Here is a 20,913-nt window from a genome sequence, read left to right on the forward strand (position 1 = left end):
GCCCAGGATGGCGGAGACGGCCCGCGGCCGCCAACGCCATTTCCCGGGCGGGCGGATGGCGCGGCGGCCGGAGCGGGCCGGCAGGCCGGGGCGGGGACCGGCGATCAGGGGCAGGGTCCGGCCGGGCCGGGGACCGCCGGAGTCAGGGGCGGCCGGTGGCCGGGACGCGCTCCGACTCGGGCGGCGGGGCCGGCGGGGTGCCGTCGCCGAAGGGGTGCCCGCCCAACTGCTCGCGGTGGTGCGGGGTCAGCCAGCCGGACAGGTCGGGCCCGGCGGGGACGACGCCGGTGGGGTTGATGCCCGTGTGGACCTCGTAGTAGTGCCGCTTGATGTGGTCGAAGTCGACCGTGTCGCCGAAGCCCGGCGTCTGGTACAGGTCGCGGGCGTACGCCCACAGCACCGCGTCCTCCGCGATCTTGTTGCGGTTGCACTTGAAGTGGCCCTGGTAGACGGGGTCGAAGCGGACCAGGGTGGTGAACAGCCGGATGTCGGCCTCGGTGATGCTCTCGCCGACCAGGTAGCGGCGGCCGGACAGCCGCGCGGACAGCTCGTCCAGCTCCCGGAACACGTCGTGGTACGCGGCCTCGTACTCGTCCTGGGTGGTGGCGAAGCCGGCCCGGTAGACGCCGTTGTTGACGTTCCGGTAGACGCCGTCCATCACCTCGTCGATCTCGTCGCGCAGCGCCTCGGGGTAGAGGTCGGGGGCGCCGTCGCGGTGCAGCGCCGTCCACTCGGTGGCGAAGTCCAGGGTGATCTGCTGGAAGTCGTTGGTGACGAGCTTGCCGCTGGGCACGTCGACGATCGCGGGCACGCTGACGCCGCCCGGGTAGCCGGTCTCGCGCGCGTCGTACGCCTCGCTGAGGAAGCGGATGCCCAGCACCGGGTCGCGGTCGCCCGGGTCGAGGGTGAAGCGCCAGCTCCGGTCGTCCTGGATCGGGTCGGTGACGCCGATGGAGATCGCCGGCTCCAGTCCGAGCAGCCGCCGGGAGATCAGCGTGCGGTTGGCCCACGGGCAGGCGCGGTTGACCACGAGCCGGTAGCGCCCGGCCTCGACGGGCCAGCCGTCCTCGCCGGCGGCGGTGATCCGGTCGGCGAAGTGGCTGCGGGAGCGCTTGAAGCGCTTCCTGCCGTACTCCGTGTTGCCCTGCTTCCCCTGTGCCCCGTCGTACTCGCTGCTCATCGCCGGCTCCTTCGTCGACCTGCCTGACACCGCGGGCACCATTGTCCAGTGCCCCCGGGTCCGCTGTCAGGCGATGCGGTGCCCGCCGGGCGAGTCGCCACACGGCCGGATCAGGGCTGTGCTCCGGCGGTGCGGTAGTGGTACACGCACAGCTCGCGGAAGCCGGCGCGGGCGTAGAGCCGCAGCGCGGCCGGGTTGTCGCGCTCCACCTGGAGGTACAGGTGCGCCGCCCCGTGCGCGCGGGCCCAGCCCGCCAGTGCGCCGAGCACCCGCCCGCCGGCGCCCCTCCCCCGCGCCTCGGGGAGGGTGGCCATGGCGAAGACGCCGGCCCAGCCGGTGTCGGCGACCGCGCGGCCCACGGCCACCGTCTCGTCGCCGTCCAGGACGCGGGCGTACGCGGACGGGCCGGCGACCCGGTCGAGCAGGCCCCACGCGGCGGGTCCCGCGCCCGTTCCGCGGACGGCGTGCCAGACGCCGAACCACGCCTCGTCCGGGCGCTCGTCGACCCGCACCCGCAGCCGGTCCCCGGCCCGCGGCCCCGGCACCCCGGCGACCGCGGCGGCCTGGAGGGAGACCGGGTGCGAGCGGCGGTAGCCGCGCCCGGCCAGCAGGCCGTCGAGCCCGGCGGGGCAGGCGGAGGGGGTGATCTGGAACCGTGCGGCGCCGCCGTGGCGGGCGTAGAACTCCTCGGCGCGGGCGACCCGCCGCGCCAGCTCCGCCGGCGCGGCGAGTGCGTCGGGGCCGTGCGGCAGCACCGAGGCCACCCACCACGAACTGCCGGAGTCGTGCCGCAGCCACCAGCCGTCCGCGTGCTCGACCAGCTCCGCGGGCAGCGCCCGCGCGGCCCGCTCCTGCAGGGCCCGTACGCTCTCGGCCACGGCACCGGCCGCGGCGGCGGACTCCGGGGGGATCATCCGGGCACTCTAAGGGCTGGTGCGGCCGAAGAAACACGGTGGCCCGGGGGCCTCGCCGTCTGCCAGGGTGACGGCGATGAGCACCGCATTCCGCCCCGGCCTCGACCTCGCCCGGGACTTCCACGCCGAGGTCGTCGCGCCGCTGCTGGACGCGTTGCCGGCCGGGACGCCGTACGCCGCCGCGCTCCTGGGCTGGGGCTCGGAGGTGCAGGGCTTCGACACCCCGCGCTCGACGGACCACGCCTGGGGACCGCGGCTCCAGGTGTTCCTCGCGCCGGCCGCGCACCGGGAGCACGCCGCGGGGCTCACCGCGCTGCTCGACCGGGAGCTGCCGGAGCAGTTCGGCGGCCACCCGGTGCGCTTCGCGTTCCCCGGCGATACACCGCCGCGGCACTGGGTCGACGTGCTCGACGTCACCGGGCACTTCGCGGAGCAGCTCGGCGAGGTGCCGGACGGCGGCCTCTCGGTGGGCGGCTGGCTGGCGGCGCCGTGGCAGGTGCTGCGGGAGCTGACGGGCGGCGCGGTGTTCCACGACGGCGCCGGGGTGCTCACGTCGTACCGGGAGGGCCTCGCCCGCTACCCGGACCAGGTGTGGCGCTACGTGCTGGCGTGCCAGTGGCAGCGGCTGCACCAGGAGGAGCCGTTCGTGGGGCGCTGCGGGGAGGTCGGGGACGACCTGGGGTCCGCGGTGACCGCCGCCCGGCAGGTGCGCGAGCTGATGCGGCTGTGCCTGCTGATGCACCGGGTCTATCCGCCGTACGGCAAGTGGCTCGGCACCGCCTTCGCCGCCCTGCCGGAGGCGGCGGAGCTGGCGCCGCTGCTGTCCGGGGCGCTGGCGGCGCGCGGCTGGCGGGAGCGGGAGCGGCAGTTGTCGCCCGCGTACGAGCGGGTGGCGCGCATGCACAACGCGCTGGGGCTGACGGAGCCGCAGGACCCGGCGGTACGCCCGTTCCACGAGCGGCCCTTCCTCGTCCTGGGCGCCGAGCGCTTCTGCGCCGCACTGATGGCGACGGTCGCCGAACCGGAGCTGGCGGCGCTGCCGCCGGTGGGGTCGGTCGACCAGTACGCGGACAGCACCGACCTCACCGCGCACGGCTTCGCCGACCGCCGCCGCCGCTATCTCGCGCGGCCCGGCGGGGCCGTCAGCTGACCGGCGGGCGCCCGCCGCGCAGCCGGCGCAGCACCAGCAGCCCGCCGACGCCGGGGACGAGTGCCCGCGACCGGGTGCCGCGGGCGGTGCCCGCCGGGGTCGTGGCCCAGGTGAGGGCGATGACCGCGAGGTAGGCGGTGCCGTGCACGGGGCCGCCGAGGGCGGCGACGGCACCGGTGTGGACGGTGGCCAGGTTGACCAGCAGGGCCGCGAGCGTGGCCAGTTCGACGGCGGCGGCGATCCGCAGCGCGCGCACGGCTCAGGCCCCCGTGGTGGAGCCGGGGCGGACGATCATCAGCACGACGACGACCGCCCACAGCAGGTTGAAGACCCCGGTGAGCATGGCCAGCCGGCTCGCGGCGGAGCGCAGCCCGTCGTCCTCCACGGCCGGGGCGTCGCCGCTCACCCGGGTCAGGAGGCGCTGCTGTCCGGGCAGTATCGCGAACGCCAGCAGGCCCGCGGCGCCGGCCGTCAGCGCGATCGAGGCGAGCAGCCAGGCGTCGGTCAGCACCCCGAGCTGCGCGCCGGTGGCCACGCCGAAGGCGGGGACCGCCAGGCCGACAACCGCGTACGCGCGGCAGATGCGGTGCAGGAACGCGGCGGTCCCACCGCGGTGCGCGGGATCGGCGGCGGCCTGCTCCCGGGCGATCCGGGGGAACACCGACGCCGCCACGGCGATCGGCCCGACGGCCAGGATCGCCGCGAGCACGTGTACGGACAGCAGGAACTTCGTCACCGCACCCTCCCAGAGGTTCAATATGTTGGTTGCCAATACATAGCACACCAACAACAGGAGGTAGGGTGGGCGCCCATGAGAGGCGATCCGGTACGCGGACACTTGGACGGGCTGCTGCTCGCCGCGCTCGAGGGCGGGCCGCTGCACGGCTACGCGATCATCACCGCGGTGCAGCAGCGCAGTGCGGGCGCGCTGGAGCTGCGTACAGGCACGGTCTATCCGGCGCTGAACCGGCTGGAGCGCACGGGCCTGCTGCGCAGCACCTGGGAGTCGGTGGGCGAGCGGCGGCGGCGCTGCTACGAGCTGACCGACGCGGGCCGGCGCGCGCTGGCCGACGAGCGCACCGCCTGGCGGGAGTTCACCAGCGCGATCGGCTCGGTCCTGGACCCGGGCCGGGCCCCGAGGCCGGCGACATGACCGCGGACGACACCGGCGCCGCCCCCGGCGCCGCCCCCGGCGCCGCCCCCGGCGCCGCGGAGCACGGCGCAGCGGAACACGGCGCCGTCGAGGACCACCTGGCCGCCCTGGCCGCCGCGCTGCACGGCCCCGCCCGCGTCAAGTCCCGGATGCTGGCGGAGGTGCGCGACGGGCTCGCCGACGCCACCGACGCGCACACCGCGGCCGGCGCGCCGTCCCGCCCCGCCGCGGCGGCCCGCGCGGTGCGGGACTTCGGCACGGTGGCGGAGGTCGGCCCCGCGTTCCAGCGCGAGCTGACGATCGCACAGGCCCGGCAGACCGCCCGGATCGTCGCGCTCATCGTCCCGTTCCTGATGGCCTGCTGGTACCTGGTCGGCGCCACCGCCGAGGACGCGGGCGGGCAACTGCCCGCGGCCGTGCACGTGCTCGCCGCCAACCTGGGCGGCCTGGCCGCGGTGGCCGCGCTGCTCGCCGCCGGGTCGCTGGCCGCCACCGGTGCCTTCTCCCGGCGCCCGGCCACCCCGCGGCAACTGCCGCTCGTGGTCGCCTGGACCGGCACCACCGCGGCCGTGGCGCTCGCGGTCAGTGCGCTGACGCTGACCGCCGGGGCGGTGCTGGCGCAGCACTGGCCGGCGGGCGCGCTGGCCGGCGCGGCCACCCTCGTCGCGCACACCCGGCTCGCGGCCTCCGCCCGCGCCTGCCGGCACTGCGCGCAACTGGCCCGCTGACGCGTCTGCCCCGCCCGCCGCCACCGGCCCCCGGGAGCGCCCGGCGGACACCCGCCGGGCACCCGCGGACCACACGCGCACCCGGGGGCCGGCGGACGCCCCGGGTGCGCGCGGGTGCCCGCGGCGCCCGGACGGCGCGCCGCGGGCGGGGCGGTCGGGCCCGGCCGCAAGACCGCGGCCGGGCCCTGCCCGTACGGTGGTGGCGTGCCGCACGGCCCCTCCCCGGTCTACGGGAGTCCGCGGTCCAGCGCGTTGAACAAGGTGCCGTTCGACAGGTCTCCGGACATCTCCCAGACCATCCCGCCGAGCAGCCCCCTCTCCCTGATGTAGGCCGTCTTCTGGTCGATGGCCCAGGTGTCGTCGAACGACCACCACTGGCCGTTCGCGCCGGTGTATCCGTACGTGGCCACGGACTGGGTGTCGTGGTGCACGGTCATGCTGGGCACCATGGCGACCAGGTTGTCGTAGCCGCGGGTGCCGGCCTCCTCCTGGAACTGGCCGGGCGCGGCCCCGTTGGCGCTCTGCCACTCGCCGTTCGCGCCGCCGTCGGCCACCTGCTGCCAGCCGCGCCCGTAGAACGGGAAGCCGATGGTCAGCTTGCGCGGTTTGACGCCCGCGTCAAGGTAGTGCTGCACGGCGCCGTCGATGCTGAAGTCGTTCGGGTACGGCGACTGCGCGTCCGGGTACAGGTTGGCCTGGTGGCCGGTGCGGTTGGGCTCCCACGAGTTGTCGCTGCCGGAGCCGTGGAAGTCGTAGCCCTGGACGTTGGCGAAGTCCATGTACTTGAAGATCTCCTTCAGGTCCCAGCCGGCGTCGATCTTCTTGGGGTCGGCGGGGGTGAAGGCGGTCAGCAGCTTGTGGTCGCCGCCCAGCGCGTCGAGCTGCCGCCGGAACTCGGCGATCAGCGCGGTGTTGTTGGCCTTGTCGTCGGTGGACCAGTGGTTGCCCGGGTGCCCGTCGGGCGAGCCCGGCCACTCCCAGTCCAGGTCGATGCCGTCGAAGATGCCGGCGCCCACGCCGGGGCCGCCGGCGCCGTTGTACGCGGGCAGGTCGCCCTTGATGTACATGTCGATGCACGACTTGACGAACTTCTCCCGGGAGGCGGGCGTCTTGGCGACGTCGGAGAAGTACTTGGAGTAGGTCCAGCCGCCCAGTGAGACGAGGATCTTCAGGTGCGGGTGCTTGGCCTTGAGCTTCTTGAGCTGGTTGAAGTTGCCGCGCAGCTTGCCCCAGCCGTCGTCCGCGACGCCGTCGACCGACTGGCCGGCGGGGAAGGCGCGGCCGTAGTCGGCCTCGGCGTCGCCGGCGCCGTCGCCCTGGTTCGGGTCCTGCGGGTCCTGTGTGGTGCCCTTGGTGACGCCGTTGAGGCAGGTGAGGTTCTTCGGGTCGATGTTGGCGAAGGCGTAGTTGATGACGTCCAGCTTGGCCGCGGCGCCGGAGGTGTCCAGGTCCTTCACGAAGTACTGGCGGCCGTAGATGCCCCACTGCACGAAGTAGCCGACCTTCGCGTAGCCGCCCTGGCCGACGGCCTCGTCGGTGGTGACGGTCAGGGTGTTGCTGGCGGGCGAGGGGTTGTCGGCGGCGTCGCGGGCCCTGACCGTGAAGTCGTACTGCGTGGCGGGCGTGAGCCCGGTCAGCGTGCTGGTCAGGGTGTCCGCGGGGACGCTCGCGACCAGCGCCGTACCGCGGTACACGTCGTAGGCGGCGACGCGCTTGTCGTCGGTCGCCGCGTCCCACTTCAGCTCCACGGTGCTGGAGGTCACCGCCGTGGACCGCAGGTTGCGGGGCGCCGTGGGCGGCACCGTGTCGGTGGCCGGGTCCACGGTCGTCGCGGTCACGGGGGCGCTGGGCGGGCCCTCGTTGCCGCGGGAGTCCTTGGCCCGGACGGCGAACTCGTAGGAGGTGGCGGGGGTCAGGTCGCGGACGGTGGCCTGGGTGGTCGCGCTGGCCGCCACGACGGCGCCGCCGCGCAGGACCTCGTACGAGGTCACGGGGAAGTCGCCCTGGGTCGCCGCGTTCCACTTCAGCGTCACCGTGCGGGCGGTGGTGTCGGCGACGGCGACGCCGCCGGGCGCCTGCGGGGGCACGGCCGGACTGCCGTCGCACTTGTCCCCGTTGATCAGGCAGCCGGTGGGCGCGGTCATCGGGCCGCTGCCGGTGAAGGTGTAGCTGTACGGCTCGGTGTCGCGGCCCGCCGGTACGCGGGCGTTGTAGTACGCGGGTGTGACGGTGACGTGGCGGCCGTCGACCTGCGCGGTGCCGTGGGTGTGGTTGCTGATCGACACGCCGGCCGGCAGGTCGAACTCCAGCGACCAGTTCTCCACCGCGGCGGTGCCGGCGTTGGCGACCACGAACTTGCCCGTCCACGACGAGCCGCTGCCGGAGCTGCTGAACGTCGCGGTCAGCCCCGCCTGGGCGTTCGCGGGCGGGGCGAGGGTGGTGAGTCCGGTGAGCGCCAGCGCCAGCACGGCGAGGACGGCGAGCAGGCGTCTGGACGCGGAAAACGATCTGAGGCGTAAGGGTGCGGCTCTCTGCACGGACACGGCTCTCCTTGTGGGGAAGACGACGTCCACCCGCGCGCCGGGTCGTCCGAGGGCTCGGGTGGTCGGACGCGAATCGTGCGGTATAGACCTCTAAGACAGCCCCGGGTCGCGGACATGTCAATGTGAGGGGTGAGGGCGGCGGACCGTACCAATCCGGGCGCCCGGGCGGGTCCCCCACGCTCCGGCGGGGCAGAAAGGACTGGACCAATCCCCGTAAATTTTACCGTCCCTTGACCCGCTGCGGACCCGTCCCGCGGGCGGCCAGAGGCTGTTGCGCGGTCCTCAGATCCAGCCCTGCTGCCAGGCCCGGTGTGCTGCGGCGTGCCGCGAGGAGACGCCGAGCTTCCCCATCGCGGCGGAGAGGTAGTTGCGTACGGTGCCGGGCGCGAGGTGCACCTCGGCGGCGATCTCCGCGACCGACGCGCCCGTACGTGCCGCGCGCAGCACCTGGAGCTCGCGGTCGCTGAGCGGGCAGTCGTCCTCGGTGAGCGCGGCGGCGGCGATGTCAGGGTCGACGTAGCGGCGGCCGGCGGCGACGTCCCGGACGATCTCCGCGAGCCGGGCCGCCGGGGTCGTCTTGGGCACGAAGCCGCGGACGCCCGCGGCCAGCGCACGGCGCAGCACGGCGGGCCGGGCGTGCCGGGTGACGATGACGATCTGGGTGGGCAGCTCCGCGCGGATCTCCTCGGCGGCCCGCAGCCCGTCGGTGGGCGGCATCTCCAGGTCCAGCACGGCGATGTCGGGGCGGTGTTCGCGGGCGCGCAGCACCGCGTCGGTGGCGGTGGCCGCCTCGGCGACCACGTCGAGGTCGTCCTCCAGCGCGAGCAGCGCGGCGAGCGCACTGCGCAGCAGGTCCTCGTCGTCGGCGAGGAGCAGCCGGATCACCGCGCGGCTCCGTCCGCCGGGCCCGGCAGCGAGGCGACGACTTCGAAGCGGTCGCCGTCCCGGCCCCAGGTCAGCTCGCCGCCCGCGGCGCGCAGCCGCTCGGCGAGACCGGGCAGGCCGGAGCCGCCGGAGAGCGCGTGGGCGGGGGCCGCGGCCGGACCGGCCGCGGCGGCGCCGTCGTTGCTGAACCGCAGCCGCGCCGCCCCGCCGGCCAGCCGGTAGTCGACCTCGGCGCTGCGGGCGCTGCTGTGCCGGAGCACGTTGGTCGTGGCCTCGCGGACGACCAGGCCCAGCAGGTGCCGCGCGGGCGCGGCACGGCCGGCGGTGACCGCCGCGGGGTCGAGGGTCATCCGGGCGTCGATGCCGGCCGCGGCGAGCACCCGGGTGGCGTTGGCGATCTCGTCGTCGAGGGTGGTGGTGCGGTAGCCGTGCACCACGGCGCGGGTGTCGCGCAGCGCGTCGGCGGACAACTGCCGTACGTCGCGCATCTCGGCGGCGGCACGCGCCGGGTCGCGCTCGGCGAGCCGGGCGGCCAGCTCGCTCTTGAGCGCGATGACCTGGAGGTGGTGCCCCTGGATGTCGTGCAGGTCGGCCGCGAACCGCAGCCGCTCGTCCTTGACCGCGACCTCCGCCTCCAGCCGCCGCGCCCGGTCCAGCCGCCCGGCGACGTCCCACGCCCAGAGCGGCCCGAGGAGCATCCAGACGGTGAACGCGACGAGCCCCGCCGGGAAGAGCGCGGCGTACGCGAACTCCCCGTCCCCGGCGGCGAGGCTGACCGCGCCGCCCGGCACCACCGCCAGCGCGACGGCCCCGGCCACCAGCAGCAGCCGGCGGCGGCCGGTCAGGTACGTGGCGCCGATCGCCACGGTGACCGCGGGGGCGAGGCCCCACAGCCCGTAGTTCTGCCGCAGCAGCGGCAGCACCGCGAGCACGGCCGTGGCCGCGACCGCGGCGAACACCCAGCCGCGCGGCGGGCGTACGGGGCCGGAGCCGTCCGGCGCCGGCGGCGTCAGCCGGGCGCTGAGCAGCACGGCGCTGGCCACCGCCGCGACGACGAGGGCTGCGACGGCCGGGGCGCGGGTCCACCGCGGCACGTCACCGTCCAGCAGCCAGCCGCCGTACAGCGGCAGCAGGCACAGCACCGCGGTGCCGGGCACCGCCCACCACGTGTACCGGCGGAAGCCGGTCAGCCCGGTCCCGCGTTCGCTCACCCCGTCGCGCACGCCGACATTGTGGCAGCAGGGACGCGCCGGCGGCCCGTGCCGTAACGCCCCTCTCCGCATGACGGATGTCATGCGGGTACGTGACGGCGGCACGCGCGGACATGCGGCTTCGGCACTACTGGCGCACCCCGGCGAGGGCCCACTCTGGGACGGCGCCGGGATACCCCGGCCCCGTATCCCGAAGGAGACCGCCGTGCGGACACCCACCGAGACCCCCGCCCCCCGTACATCCCCCGGGGCACGCCACGGCCACGGCTGGTGGCACTTCGCCCGCCACTACGTGGAGATGGTGGTGGCGATGGCCGCCGGCATGCTCGTGCTCGGCGCGGCGGTCCGCGGCGGGCTGGCGCTGGCCGGATTCGAGCTGTCCGCGGCGCGCCACCCCGAACTGGTGAGCCTGGAGATGGCGTTCAGCATGTCCGCGGGCATGGCGCTGTGGATGCGCGTCCGCGGCCACGGCGTGCGGAGCACGGCCGAGATGTGCGGCGTGATGTTCGTCCCGGCGGCCGTGCTGTTCCCGCTGCTGTGGCTGGGCGCGGTGTCGCCGGACTCGCTGACGGTGCTGGAACACCTGGCGATGCTGCCGCTGATGCTGCTGGCCATGCTGCGCCGCCGCGCCGAGTACGGCGCCTGATCCCCGCCCGATCGCCCCGGCGTACCGAGGAGTTGCCATGTCGGTCACGACGTACCCGAAGACCTCCGCCGGCCGCACCCGCCCCGCCGGGGCCGGCCCCGCCCGGGCGCTGCTGCGCCGGTGGCCGACGGCGCTGGCGCTCGCGCTGACGCTGCCCGGCCTGTTCTCCGGCGGCGGCGGCGACCCCGGCGGCGCGGTCGACGCCTTCGGCGAGGCGCTGCCCCTGCTGCCGCTGCTCTACCTCGTCGTCACCCGGATCGGCCGCCCGCGCTGGACCTGGCCGGTCCTGGGCGCCGGCGTCGCGTCGATGGTCGCGCTGCGCGCAGCGGGGGTCGTGGCGCCGTCGACCGTCCTGGTGGCGGCCGCGCTGGGGCTGCTGCTGTGGGCCGCCGTCCGCGGCACGCCGCACGGCGCGGCGGTCTCCGGGCTGCAGAGCGCGGGCGCGGTGCTGTTCTGCGGGCTCGCGGTGGCGGGGCTCGCGGCCGACCCGGAGCTGGGCCGCTACCTGGTCGCGGCGGGCTGGTTCCTCCACGGCGTATGGGACTTCGTCCACCTGCGGATGCGCAGGCTGGAGGGGGTCGTGGCGCCGACGTTCGCGGAGTGGTGCGGGGTCGTGGACGTGGTGATCGCCGCCGAACTCCTCTTCGCCCACTGACCGTACGGGCCCGGTGCCGTGCAGTCCGCGCCGCCGGGCCCTGTTCCGTCCCCGTACGGTCGCGGGAGGGGTCCCCGGACCCGCGTGGCAGCCTGGGGCGCCGGCGACCGGACCGCGGTGGTCCGTCGCGGCCTTCGGTGATCCGGCGGTGCCCGCGGAGGGGAGTACGGCGTGGCAGGGTGGCGGGAACGGCTGTTGTCGAGGCCGGGTGCCCGCGCGCAGCAGCGCGGCGGGATCCAGTCGCTGGCGATGACGCCGGACGGGCGCCACGTGATCACCGGAGGCGGCGACGGGCTGCTGCGGATCTGGCGCCTGGCGCCGTGGAAGCTGCTGGCGGAGATCGACACGTACGCGAACGTGGTCAGGTCGGTCGCGGTGACACCGGACGGCGAGCGCGTCGTGGCCAGCGGCCACGGCACGGTCGGCGTGTGGAGCCTGCGGACCGGCGAGCCGGTCACCGGGCCGCTGGACGTGCACCGGTACATGGGCGAGTGGGGCGTCGCGATGTCGGTGTCCGCCGCGCTGACGCCCGACGGCGGGCGGATCGTCACCGGCGGCGGCGAGGGGAAGGTGCACGTGCTCTCCGTGGAGAGCGGCAGGCCGGCCGGGCGGTCGTTCCAGGCGCACCGACTGGTCGCCGCGGTCGCGGTCACCCCGGACGGCAAGAAGATCGTCAGCACCGGGCACGAGGACGGCAGGGACGGCGTCCTGCGCGTCTGGGACCTGGCCGACGGCAGCCCGGTCGGCGGCCCGGTGGCGGCCCACCGGTGCTTCGTCCAGGGGCTGGCGGTCACCCCGGACGGCGCCCGCGCGGTCAGCGGCGGCGTCGACGGGCGGATGCAGTTCACGGAGCTGGACGGCAGCGGCACGACGACCGGTGTCGACGTCGCCGCGCACGGGGAGACGGTGTCGGGCATCGCCGTCGCCCCCGACTCCCGGATCGTCAGCGTCGGCAGCGGCGGCGTCGCCCACGTCTGGGACCCGGCCACGCCGCCGGCCGCGGCCCGCACGTTCCGTACGGAGTCGCGCTACCTGTCCGCGGTGGCCGTCTCCCCGGACGGCCGGCGCTTCGTGACCGCGTCCCGCAACACGGGGGTGCTCCAGGTGTGGAACCTGCCGCCGGCGCCGGGGGCGTAGCCTGCGGCCCCATGGACGAACTCGCGACAGCGCCCTCCCGCCGCGCCCGGGACCTGGGGCTGGTGACGGGCCGGTTCGCGCCCGGCCCGTACGGTGCGATCACCGACGTGCCGGGGGTGCGCGTGGGGCACGTGACGCTGCGCGAGCCCCCGCTGGTGCACAGCGGCGTCACCGCGATCGTGCCCGGCGACGTGCACCCGGGGGCGCCGCTGCCCGCCGGGGTGTTCGCCGGGAACGGGTACGGGAAGCTGATCGGCAGCACGCAGCTCGCCGAGCTGGGCGCGCTGGAGACACCGGTGCTGCTGACCTCGACGCTGTCGGCGTTCCGGGCGGCCGACGCGCTCGTCGGCTGGATGCTGGAGCGGCCCGCGTGCGCGGAGGTGACGAGCCTGAACCCGGTAGTCGGCGAGTGCAACGACGGCGCCCTGTCGGACATCCGCGCCCGGCCGGTACGGGAAGGGCACGTGCGCGCCGCACTCGACGGGGCGGCCGGCGGGCCGGTCGCGCAGGGGTGCGTGGGCGCGGGCACGGGGGTGGCGGCGCTGGGCTTCAAGGCGGGGGTGGGCACGGCGTCGCGGCTGGTCGAGGCCGGCGGGCAGGGCGCGTGCGTCGGCGTGCTCGTACAGGCGAACTTCGGCGGCACGCTGCGCGTCCTCGGCCGCACCGTGTCCCCCGCCGACGTCGGCGTTCCCGGCCCGCGGGACACACCGCAGGCGGGCTCGTGCATGGTCGTCGCGGCCACCGACGCGCCGCTGGACGCCAGGCAGTTGGCCCGGGTCGCGCGGCGGGCGGTCTTCGCGCTGGCCAGGACGGGCGCGGCGTACGGGCACGGGAGCGGCGACTACGCGATCGCCTTCGGCGTCCGGCCCGGCGGCCCGCCGCCGCCGGACGCCGGTCTCGACCCGCTCTTCGAGGGCGTCATGGACGCCGTCGAGGAGGCGGTGCTCGACTCGCTGCTCGCCGCCACCACGACGACGGGCCCCGGGGGGCGCACCCGGTACGCGCTGCCGGCGGACCGGCTGCTCCGGCTGCTCGGCCGGGGCTGAACTCCCCCGCCGGGCGCCGGTTCACCGGTCGCGGTCGGCGCCCGCGGCTTCGTCCACGGCCTCGTCCGCGGGCGCGGCGCCGGGCCGCGGGGCGTTCTCCGCCCCGGACTTCCGCGCGTTCTCCGGGTCGTTCTTGACGTCCGCCACCGCGGGCCGGCGCTCGCCGACCGCGGGGGCGAGGAAGATCGCCGTGGCGACCAGCGCGAGGACGGCGATCATCGCGGAGCGCAGCCCGTAGTGGTCGCCGAGGAAGCCGAGGCCGGGCGGGCCGACCAGGAAGGCCCCGTACGCGATCATCGCCACGAGGCTCACCCGGGCGGTGGGGTTGGGACCGGAGTCGCCGGCGGCCGAGATGGCGACCGGGAAGCCCAGCGAGGCGCCCAGGCCCCAGAAGAGGACCGCGGCACCGGCGGCCACCGGGTGGTCGACGAAGATCACCACGACCAGCCCGAGCGCCGCGGAGACCGCGCTGGTGCGGATCACGAGGTAGCGCCCGAAGCGGTCGATGAAGAAGGCGCCGCAGAAGCGGCCGACGGTCATGGCGGCGGCGAAGCCCACGTACACCAGCGAGCCCAGCGCGGCGTCCAGGTCGTGGCCGTCGACCATCAGCAGCGGCAGCCAGTCGGTCGCCGCGCCTTCCGCCAGCGCCATGGCCAGGACGACCGCGCCGATCAGCAGCAGCCGGGCGTCCTTCCACAGCGGCCGGCCCGCCGCCGTGCCGTCGCCGTCCTCGGCGGCGTCCGCCGCCTCGTCCGCGGCGGCCCGTTTGCCGACGCCGCCGGGTACGTCGCCGAAGGCGGCCAGGAACACGGCGAGTGCGACGCCGGACATGATGAGCAGGTGCCACTGCACGGGGAAGCCGGCTGCCGTGGCCAGCATGCCGAGGCTCGCGCCGAGCACGGTGCCGAGGCTGAAGAACCCGTGCAGCGTCGTCATCACGGACCGCGCGAGCAGCCGCTCGACCTCCGCGCCCTCCACGTTCAGCGCGACCTCGCCGGAGCCGCCGCCGAGGCCGAACACGAAGAGACCGGCGGTGACGAGGGCCGCCGACGAGGCGAGCGCCCCCGTGCCGACCCCCGCGACCCCGAGCGCGATGAGCACCGTGCCGCCGCCGATCACCGGCCGGGTGCCCATCCGGGCCACCAGCGCCCCCGAGCTGGCGATGCCGATGGTGGAGCCGACGGACAGGCCGAAGAGGATCAGCCCCATCTCGGCTGTGGACGCCCCCAGCTCGTCGCGGACGTCGGGGGTGCGCGTCACCCACGACGAGAGCGACAGCCCGGGTATGAGGAACATCAGGGACAGCGACAGGCGCCGGCGGCGCGAGGCGGTGGCCATCGGGGGCTCTCTTTCGAAACGGTGACTCGTCAGCACCGGGGCGACGGCCGTGCGGGCATAGCGGGGGAACCGCGTCGCGGCACGGCTCCTCCCGCAGTGTCGTTCCGACCCCGCCTCCGGCTCAAACCCGTTTCGGCACGTGGACTGCCGCCGGCGTCCCGAGGCCGCCCGGCGCCGGGGCCGCGGGGGCCCGGCCGGATTTCGCGCCCCGTGCACCGGCGGGTGATCGACAGAGTAAGGTAAGCCTTACCTCTGCCGCCGCCGGCGGGTGCATCCAGGAAGGTGTCAGGTCAGGATTCCGTGCGGTTATATCTGCTGGCGCGCAACCCCACCGACTCGGTCACGGACGGCTTCCTCCCCGCCGCGCGCCGTCTGGGCCTCGACGTCACCGTCCTCACCGACCAGCCCGGCGCCCACCGGCGGCGCGCCCCGGAGCCGGAGACCCTGGGCTGCGACGTACGCGACTTCCGCGCCGTGATCGGCCGCATCTCCGCCCACCGCCGGCCCGACGCGGTCTTCACCAACAGCGACCACCTGCAGACGCAGGCCGCGCTCGCCGCCGACTACTTCGGCCTGCCCGCCAAGAGCTGGCGGGCCGCCCACGCCACCAAGGACAAGGCCGAGATGCGCCGCCGGCTCGCCGCCGCCGGCGCGGACCCGGTGCGGGCCGCGGAGCTGCCCCCCGGTGCGGACCCGGCCGCGCTGGACGTGCCGTACCCGTGCGTGGTCAAGCCGCGCGAGGGCGTCGCCAGCGAGGACGTGGTGCTGGCCGCGGACCCGGCGGAACTCGTGCGCCGGGTCGCGGAGATACGGGCGCGGCGGCCGGGCGAGGCGCTGGTGGTCGAGGAGTTCCTGGAGGGGGAGCTGTACACGCTGGAGACGCTGGGGGACGGCCGCGTACGCCACCTCCTCGGCGGCTTCCACACCGAGCTGTCGCCGCCGCCGCACTTCGTCGAGGAGCGCATGTCCTACGTGCCCGCGCACCCCGCGCCCGTCACGGCCCAGGTGCTCGGGCAGCTCGACGCGCTCGGCGTCGGGTTCGGCGCCTGCCACACCGAGTTCACGGTGAGCGCGGGCCGGGCCCGGGTCGTGGAGGTCAACTACCGCGCCATCGGCGACCAGTGCGACCTGCTGCTCGCCCGGCTGCTCGGCATCCCGCTCTTCGCGCACATCCTCCGTACACACCTGGGCGAGCCGCTGCCCGCGGACCTCGGGGCGCACACGGACGGGCGGGCCCGGCTGTCGTACCCGTGCGCCCGCACCGCCGGGACGCTGACCGCCGCCCCGGGGCCGGCGGACCTGGTGGTCGACGGGGTCGAGCTGGCGTACCGGCCGCTGCGCGCGGTGGGCGAGCGGCACGGACTGCACCGCACCAACCGCGACTTCCTCGGCGTGGCCCGCGGCATCGGCACCGACCAGCGGCGGGTGGACCGGGTGGTGGCGGACTTCCTGGCCGCGCAGCGCTGGGAGATCACGCCGTGAGCCGGGCCGCGCCGGAGTCCGGGGACGGCACCGGGGGCGAGGAGGCCGCGCTGGTGCTCCGGGTGCTGAGCGCGCTGCTGCGCGAGGACGTGGCGGGGCTGCGCACCCGTACGACGGCGCACGACCGGGCGGACGGGCGCTGGCTGCGCCTCTCCGACCCCGCCGGTCCCGGCGCGCTGCTGCTGCCCGTCGCGCCGGACGGCTTCCAGGCCGTGTACGGCGCCCGCCTCCCGCTGCTGCTCCGCGAGACCGGCGGCGGGACCGCCGAGGTCACCGGGCTCGACGCCGTCCTCGCCGCCCTGGCGGACCGCGCGGAGGCCGAGGACCGCGGCGGCTTCGCCGACTTCGCCGCGGAGTGCCGCCGGGCGCTGGCCGCGGCGCGGCTCCACACCGCCACCCGGGACGCCGCGGCCGCGGCGCTCACCGGGCGGTACGGACCGGACCCGGCGCGCTGGACCGGCCACGCCGGCACCCTCGCGTACGACACCCTCGCCGCCCGCCTCGACCACCCCGTCCACCCCGCCTCGCGCGGGCGCGCCGGCCTCGGCGAGGCCGATCTGCGCGCCTACGCACCGGAGTTCCACCCCCGCTTCGCCCTGCGCTGGCTCGCCCTGCCCTACGACGCCCTCACCCTCGCCGGCGCCCTCGACCCCGCCACCGCCCCGGATCCGCCCGTCGCCTGGCCCGCGCCCTCCGCGCTCGGCCTGCCGGCCGCGCTCGACCGCACCCATCTCGCCCTGCCCGTGCACCCGCTGACCGCCGCCGGTCCGCTGGCCGGCGCGCTGCGCGCCGCCGGCCTCGCCGACCGGGCGGCGCTCGCCCCGGAGCCGTACCTCGACGTGGTGCCGACGCTGTCGATGCGTACCGTCGCCGCGGCCGCCGACCCCCGGCTGCACCTGAAGCTGCCGCTGGCCACCGCCACCCTGGGACTGCGCAACCGGCGCACCGTCAAGCCCGCGACCCTCGCCGACGGCGCTGCCGTGCAGCGGCTGCTCCAGACCGTGATCCGGCGCGAACCGCGCTTTCGCGGCACCGTGCTGCACGCCGACGAGACGTCCTACGCGCACGCCGGCCACGACCTGCTCGCCGCGCTCTGCCGCCGCCAGCCCGCCGGGCTCGACGGCGCGCTCGTCGTGCCGCTGGCCGCCCTGCTCGCGCCCGCCCCCGGCGGCCGGCTCGTCGTCGACCACCTCGCCGACCGCTGCCACGGCGGCGACCCCCTCGCCCTCCTCGACGACCTCCTCGCGCTCCTCTTCGACTTCCAGACCACGCTGTTCGGCTACGGCATCGCGCTGGAGTCGCACCAGCAGAACGTCTCGCTCGTCCTCGACCCGCCAGGGGGTACCGCGGACGGCCGCCCGCGCATGCGGCTGCTCCTCAAGGACGACGACGGCCCGCGCATCCACCACGCCCGGCTGCGCGCCGCCCTGGGACCCGACGCGCCGGCCCCGGGCGACTTCGCCGACGCCCGCACCCTGTGCGACGGCGACGGTCCGGTGGCCGACGTCTTCGCCACGATCACCGTCCACCTGTGCGCCGGGGCCTACGCGTTCGGCCTCGCCCGGCACGGCCGCGCCCCGCTCGCCGCGCTGCTCGGCCTCGTACGCGACCGGCTCGCCGAGGCCGTCGGCCGGCTCGGCACGGGGCCCGGCGAACCGGGTGACGTGCTGCGCGCCCACGTGCTGCGCGCCGCGCACCTGCCGGTCAAGGCGATGGTCACCGCCGGGACGCTGCAGTCCAAGGAGCGCTCGGGCGCGGCCGACGTCAACAAGCACTACACCACCGGCCCGAACTACCTCCGCGCCGCGCCCGCCCACGCGCCGCCCGCCGGCGCCGCCCCGTACCCGTCCATCCCCTCACCCCGCCCCGGCTGGAACCGTTGATGCCCCTCACCGCCTCACCCGCCACCCCGTCCGCCACCGCCTCACCCGCCCGGCTCCCCACCGCCGACGAGGCGGTGGCGCACACCCTGCTCAACTGCCTGCTGCGCGAGGTCTGCGGACCCGAGCGGCAGGCCACCGTCGACGGCGGCCGGCTGCTGCTGCGGCTGTCCCGCTCGAGCGTGCTGCTGCGCGTGGCGCTGCGCCGCGCCTCGCTGCTGGGCGCGCACCGCTTCGACGGGCCGGTCTCCGAGCGGCGCGACGGCGACTGGGCGGAGGTCGGCTGGCGGCGGCTCGCCGAGCACGTGCAGGACGAGTTGTCGGCGCGCACGGGCGTGCGCAACGAGGAGTTCGCGGAGCAGGTCGCCGCCAGCCACCGGGGTACGGAGGCGGCGCTCGCCGCCGTACGCGCACGGCCGGCGCCCGCGGCCGGCGGCGGGCCGCTCGCGGCGTACCTGGACTCGGAGCAGTCGCTGCCCCTGGGCCACCGCTTCCACCCCACGCCCAAGGCCCGCGACGGCGGCACGGCCGCCTGGGCCGCCTACGCCCCCGAGGCCGGCGCCGCCTTCCCGCTGCGCCATCTCGCGGTACGTGCCCGCCTGGCCGCCGAGGAGAGTGCGCGGCCCGGCGCCACCGCCCCGCTCGACCGGCTCCGCCCGGTCCCCGACGGCTACCGTCTATTGCCCGTCCACCCCTGGCAGTACGAACTCCTGGCCGGCCACCCGGCTCTGCGCGCCGCCCTCGACCGCCGGGACGTGCTCGACCTGGGCACCGGCGGCCCGCCATGCACCCCGACCGCCTCCGTGCGCACCCTGCACACCGGGGACGGGTTCCTGAAGTTCAGCCTCAACGTGCGCATCACCAACTGCGTGCGCAAGAACTCCCGTTACGAGCTGGCCGGCGCGGTCGCCCTGACCCGGCTGCTCGGCCCCGTGCTCGACTCCCTGGCCGCCCGCCACCCCGCCGCCGCGCTGCTGGGCGAGCCGGCGTACCGCAGCCTGGCGCTGCCCGGCCCGGCCGGCACCGCGGACCCGGAGCTGCTGGAGGGCTTCGGGGTGATCGTCCGCGACGGGCTGGGCGGCGTGCTGCGCCCCGGCGTCACCCCGCTGCTCGCCGGGGCCGTCGCCGACGAGTACCCGACGGGTCCCGCGCAGCTGTCCCGGCTGCCCGCCACCGCCCGCCGGGACAGCGCGCTCGACTGGTGGTCGGCCTATCTGGAGCTGCTCGTCCCGCCGGTCCTCGCCGCCTACTTCGACCACGGCGTGGTGCTGGAGCCGCACCTGCAGAACGTCCTGCTGGGCGTCGACGCCGGGGGCATGCCGGCGCAGGTGGTCTTCCGCGACCTGGAGGGCACCAAGCTGCTGCCGGACCGGCACGCCGCGGCGCTGGCCGCGCTGCCCGCGGACGTGGCGGGGCCGATGACGTACGACGCGGTGCGCGGCTGGCACCGGGTGGTGTACTGCCTGCTGGTCAACCACGTCGCCGACATGCTCGCCGCCCTCGCCGACCTGCACCCGCGGGCCGAGGCCGCGCTGTGGGCGCGGGTGCGCGCGGTGCTGCTGGACTGCGCCCGCGACCTCGGCGACCCGCCCCGGCTGCGCGCCCTGCTCGGCGGGGCGCCGCTGCCCGCCAAGGCCAACCTGCTCACCCGCTGGGGCCGCCGCGCGGACCGCGAGGCGGGCTACGTCCACCTGCCGAACCCGCTGGCCGCATCCGAGCCCGACTCGCCCCGCCGGAGTGCCCGTTGACCGCCCCGACCCCCGCCGTGCTGGACCTGCTCGGCTCCCTCGCACCCGAGGAGCTGCCCGCCTACGTCTACGACCTGGCCGCCCTGCACACCCACGCGGCGTCCGTACGCGCCGCCCTCCCGGCGTCCGTCGAGCTGTACTACGCGGCCAAGGCCAACCCCGAACCCGCGGTCCTGACCGCCCTAGCGCCGCACACCGACGGCTACGAGGTCTCCTCCGCCGGCGAACTCGCCCACGTCGCCGCCGCCGTGCCCGGCCGGCGCCTCGCCTTCGGGGCGCCCGGCAAGACGCCCGCGGAGCTGGCCGCCGCCCGCGCCGCGGGGGTGCACCGCGTGCACGTCGAGAGCCTGCACGAGCTGCGCATGCTGGGCGCGCAGACCGCGGACGACGCGCCGGACGCGGGCCTGGACGTGCTGCTGCGCGTCAACATGCCCGCCGCCGACGGCTCGCTGGCGGGCAGCGCGCTCGCGATGGGCGGCCGCCCCTCCCCCTTCGGCCTGGACCCCGCCGACGCCGAGGAGGCCGCGCGGCTGCTCACCGCGGGCGCGTACCCGCGGCTGCGGCTGCGCGGCGTCCACGCGCACCTGGCCAGCGGCCTCGACGCGCCGCAACTGCTGGACGTGGCACGCTCGGTGGTGGCCGGCGCGCTGCGGCTCGCGGCGCGGGCCGGGCTCGGTCCGTACGGGCTGGAGGTATGCGTGGGGGGCGGCATGGCCGTCGACTACACCGCCCCCGACAGCCGGTTCGACTGGCGCGGCTACGGCGCGGGGCTGGGCCGGCTGGCCGCCGAGCACCCCGGGCTGACGCTCCGCGTCGAACCGGGCCGGGCGCTGACCGCGTACTGCGGCTGGTACGCGACCGAGGTGCTGGACGTCAAGCGCAGCCACGGCGAGGAGTTCGCCGTCGTCCGCGGTGGCACCCACCATCTGCGCACCCCCGCGACCAAGGGCCACGACCAGCCGTGCACCGTCCACCCGGCGCCCCGGCCGTGGCCGCACCCGTGGCCGCGGCCGGCGGCGCGCGGGGCGTCGGTCACGGTCGCCGGGCAGCTGTGCACGCCGAAGGACGTGCTGGCACGGGGCGTTCCGGCGGCGGGGCTGCGTGCCGGGGACCTGGTGGTGTTCTCGCTGGCGGGCGCGTACGCCTGGAACATCTCGCACCACGGCTTCCTCATGCACCCGCGCCCCGGCTTCCACTTCCTCCGGGGAGCCGGGTAG

The 20,913-nt window shown here is 76.4% G+C and carries 19 protein-coding genes; 11 read left to right on the forward strand and 8 right to left on the reverse strand.

The annotated features are described in order from the left end of the window. Positions 1-142 precede the first annotated feature (142 nt). Together LG396_RS18425 and LG396_RS18430 are read right to left on the reverse strand one after the other, a co-directional pair. Entirely contained in the window at positions 143-1,180 is a 1,038-nt protein-coding gene (locus tag LG396_RS18425) for a glutathione S-transferase family protein (protein WP_018835425.1), read from the reverse strand. 110 nt (positions 1,181-1,290) lie between these two features. After that, a complete protein-coding gene (locus tag LG396_RS18430) occupies positions 1,291-2,094 on the reverse strand; it encodes a GNAT family N-acetyltransferase (RefSeq protein ID WP_225795569.1) in 804 nt (267 codons plus the stop codon). 76 nt (positions 2,095-2,170) lie between these two features. On the opposite strand from LG396_RS18430, the gene LG396_RS18435 reads away from it, so the two are divergent. Next, positions 2,171-3,244 (forward strand): DUF4037 domain-containing protein, encoded by a 1,074-nt coding sequence (locus tag LG396_RS18435; protein ID WP_225795570.1) that lies wholly within the window; start codon positions 2,171-2,173, stop codon positions 3,242-3,244. Here the strand turns inward: LG396_RS18435 and LG396_RS18440 are convergent. Together LG396_RS18440 and LG396_RS18445 are read right to left on the reverse strand one after the other, a co-directional pair. Beyond that, positions 3,237-3,500, reverse strand: a complete 264-nt coding sequence (locus tag LG396_RS18440; RefSeq protein ID WP_037744531.1) for a hypothetical protein — start codon at positions 3,498-3,500, stop codon at positions 3,237-3,239. The genes LG396_RS18435 and LG396_RS18440 overlap by 8 nt on opposite strands. Before the next feature lie 3 nt (positions 3,501-3,503). Next, entirely contained in the window at positions 3,504-3,980 is a 477-nt protein-coding gene (locus tag LG396_RS18445) for a hypothetical protein (RefSeq protein ID WP_225795571.1), read from the reverse strand. Positions 3,981-4,055: 75 nt separating this feature from the next. Between LG396_RS18445 and LG396_RS18450 the strand changes: the two genes are divergently transcribed. Together LG396_RS18450 and LG396_RS18460 are read left to right on the forward strand one after the other, a co-directional pair. Continuing rightward, positions 4,056-4,397: a PadR family transcriptional regulator gene (locus LG396_RS18450; protein WP_027742643.1), complete on the forward strand. Its 342-nt coding sequence runs from the start codon at positions 4,056-4,058 to the stop codon at positions 4,395-4,397. After that, positions 4,394-5,125, forward strand: coding sequence for a permease prefix domain 1-containing protein (locus tag LG396_RS18460; RefSeq protein ID WP_263979301.1), 732 nt, complete (start codon positions 4,394-4,396; stop codon positions 5,123-5,125). The genes LG396_RS18450 and LG396_RS18460 overlap by 4 nt, the downstream gene beginning before the upstream one ends. Before the next feature lie 227 nt (positions 5,126-5,352). Here LG396_RS18460 and LG396_RS18465 read toward each other — a convergent pair whose 3' ends face one another. The 3 genes from LG396_RS18465 to LG396_RS18475 form a co-directional block, all read right to left on the reverse strand. Then, positions 5,353-7,668 carry a glycosyl hydrolase family 18 protein gene (locus LG396_RS18465; RefSeq protein ID WP_225795572.1) on the reverse strand — a complete coding sequence of 772 codons (2,316 nt, stop codon included), beginning with the start codon at positions 7,666-7,668 and terminating at the stop codon, positions 5,353-5,355. 282 nt (positions 7,669-7,950) lie between these two features. Beyond that, complete coding sequence (locus LG396_RS18470) at positions 7,951-8,553, reverse strand: response regulator transcription factor (protein ID WP_027742640.1); 603 nt, start codon at positions 8,551-8,553, stop codon at positions 7,951-7,953. Beyond that, positions 8,550-9,776 (reverse strand): sensor histidine kinase, encoded by a 1,227-nt coding sequence (locus tag LG396_RS18475; protein WP_225795573.1) that lies wholly within the window; start codon positions 9,774-9,776, stop codon positions 8,550-8,552. Before LG396_RS18475 ends, LG396_RS18470 begins: the two co-directional genes overlap by 4 nt. A gap of 193 nt (positions 9,777-9,969) precedes the next feature. Between LG396_RS18475 and LG396_RS18480 the strand changes: the two genes are divergently transcribed. The 4 genes from LG396_RS18480 (at position 9,970) to LG396_RS18495 (ending at position 13,248) form a co-directional block, all read left to right on the forward strand. Beyond that, positions 9,970-10,410, forward strand: a complete 441-nt coding sequence (locus LG396_RS18480) for a hypothetical protein (RefSeq protein ID WP_225795574.1) — start codon at positions 9,970-9,972, stop codon at positions 10,408-10,410. Positions 10,411-10,447: 37 nt separating this feature from the next. Next, positions 10,448-11,065, forward strand: coding sequence for a hypothetical protein (locus LG396_RS18485; protein ID WP_225795575.1), 618 nt, complete (start codon positions 10,448-10,450; stop codon positions 11,063-11,065). Positions 11,066-11,236: 171 nt separating this feature from the next. Further along, positions 11,237-12,202 (forward strand): WD40 repeat domain-containing protein, encoded by a 966-nt coding sequence (locus tag LG396_RS18490; RefSeq protein WP_225795576.1) that lies wholly within the window; start codon positions 11,237-11,239, stop codon positions 12,200-12,202. 11 nt (positions 12,203-12,213) lie between these two features. Beyond that, entirely contained in the window at positions 12,214-13,248 is a 1,035-nt protein-coding gene (locus tag LG396_RS18495; protein WP_225795577.1) for a P1 family peptidase, read from the forward strand. A gap of 21 nt (positions 13,249-13,269) precedes the next feature. On the opposite strand, the gene LG396_RS18500 is transcribed toward LG396_RS18495, so the two are convergent. Further along, on the reverse strand, positions 13,270-14,586 hold the full coding sequence (locus tag LG396_RS18500) for an MFS transporter (protein ID WP_225795578.1): 1,317 nt from the start codon (positions 14,584-14,586) through the stop codon (positions 13,270-13,272). A 300-nt stretch (positions 14,587-14,886) separates the two neighbouring features. Here LG396_RS18500 and LG396_RS18505 point away from each other — a divergent pair, with 300 nt between their 5' ends. Genes LG396_RS18505 through LG396_RS18520 form a run of 4 tightly spaced genes read left to right on the forward strand, consistent with a single transcriptional unit; the run spans position 14,887 to position 20,913 of the window. After that, positions 14,887-16,068 carry an ATP-grasp domain-containing protein gene (locus LG396_RS18505; RefSeq protein WP_225795714.1) on the forward strand — a complete coding sequence of 394 codons (1,182 nt, stop codon included), beginning with the start codon at positions 14,887-14,889 and terminating at the stop codon, positions 16,066-16,068. Beyond that, entirely contained in the window at positions 16,065-17,951 is a 1,887-nt protein-coding gene (locus tag LG396_RS18510) for an IucA/IucC family protein (protein WP_225795579.1), read from the forward strand. The genes LG396_RS18505 and LG396_RS18510 overlap by 4 nt, the downstream gene beginning before the upstream one ends. After that, positions 17,951-19,696, forward strand: a complete 1,746-nt coding sequence (locus tag LG396_RS18515) for an IucA/IucC family protein (RefSeq protein WP_225795580.1) — start codon at positions 17,951-17,953, stop codon at positions 19,694-19,696. The genes LG396_RS18510 and LG396_RS18515 overlap by 1 nt, the downstream gene beginning before the upstream one ends. Further along, positions 19,693-20,913, forward strand: coding sequence for a type III PLP-dependent enzyme domain-containing protein (locus LG396_RS18520; RefSeq protein ID WP_225795581.1), 1,221 nt, complete (start codon positions 19,693-19,695; stop codon positions 20,911-20,913). The genes LG396_RS18515 and LG396_RS18520 overlap by 4 nt, the downstream gene beginning before the upstream one ends.

It is taken from the genome of Streptomyces aculeolatus, from assembly GCF_020400605.1.
GTDB classification, from domain to species: Bacteria; Actinomycetota; Actinomycetes; order Streptomycetales; family Streptomycetaceae; genus Streptomyces; species Streptomyces aculeolatus.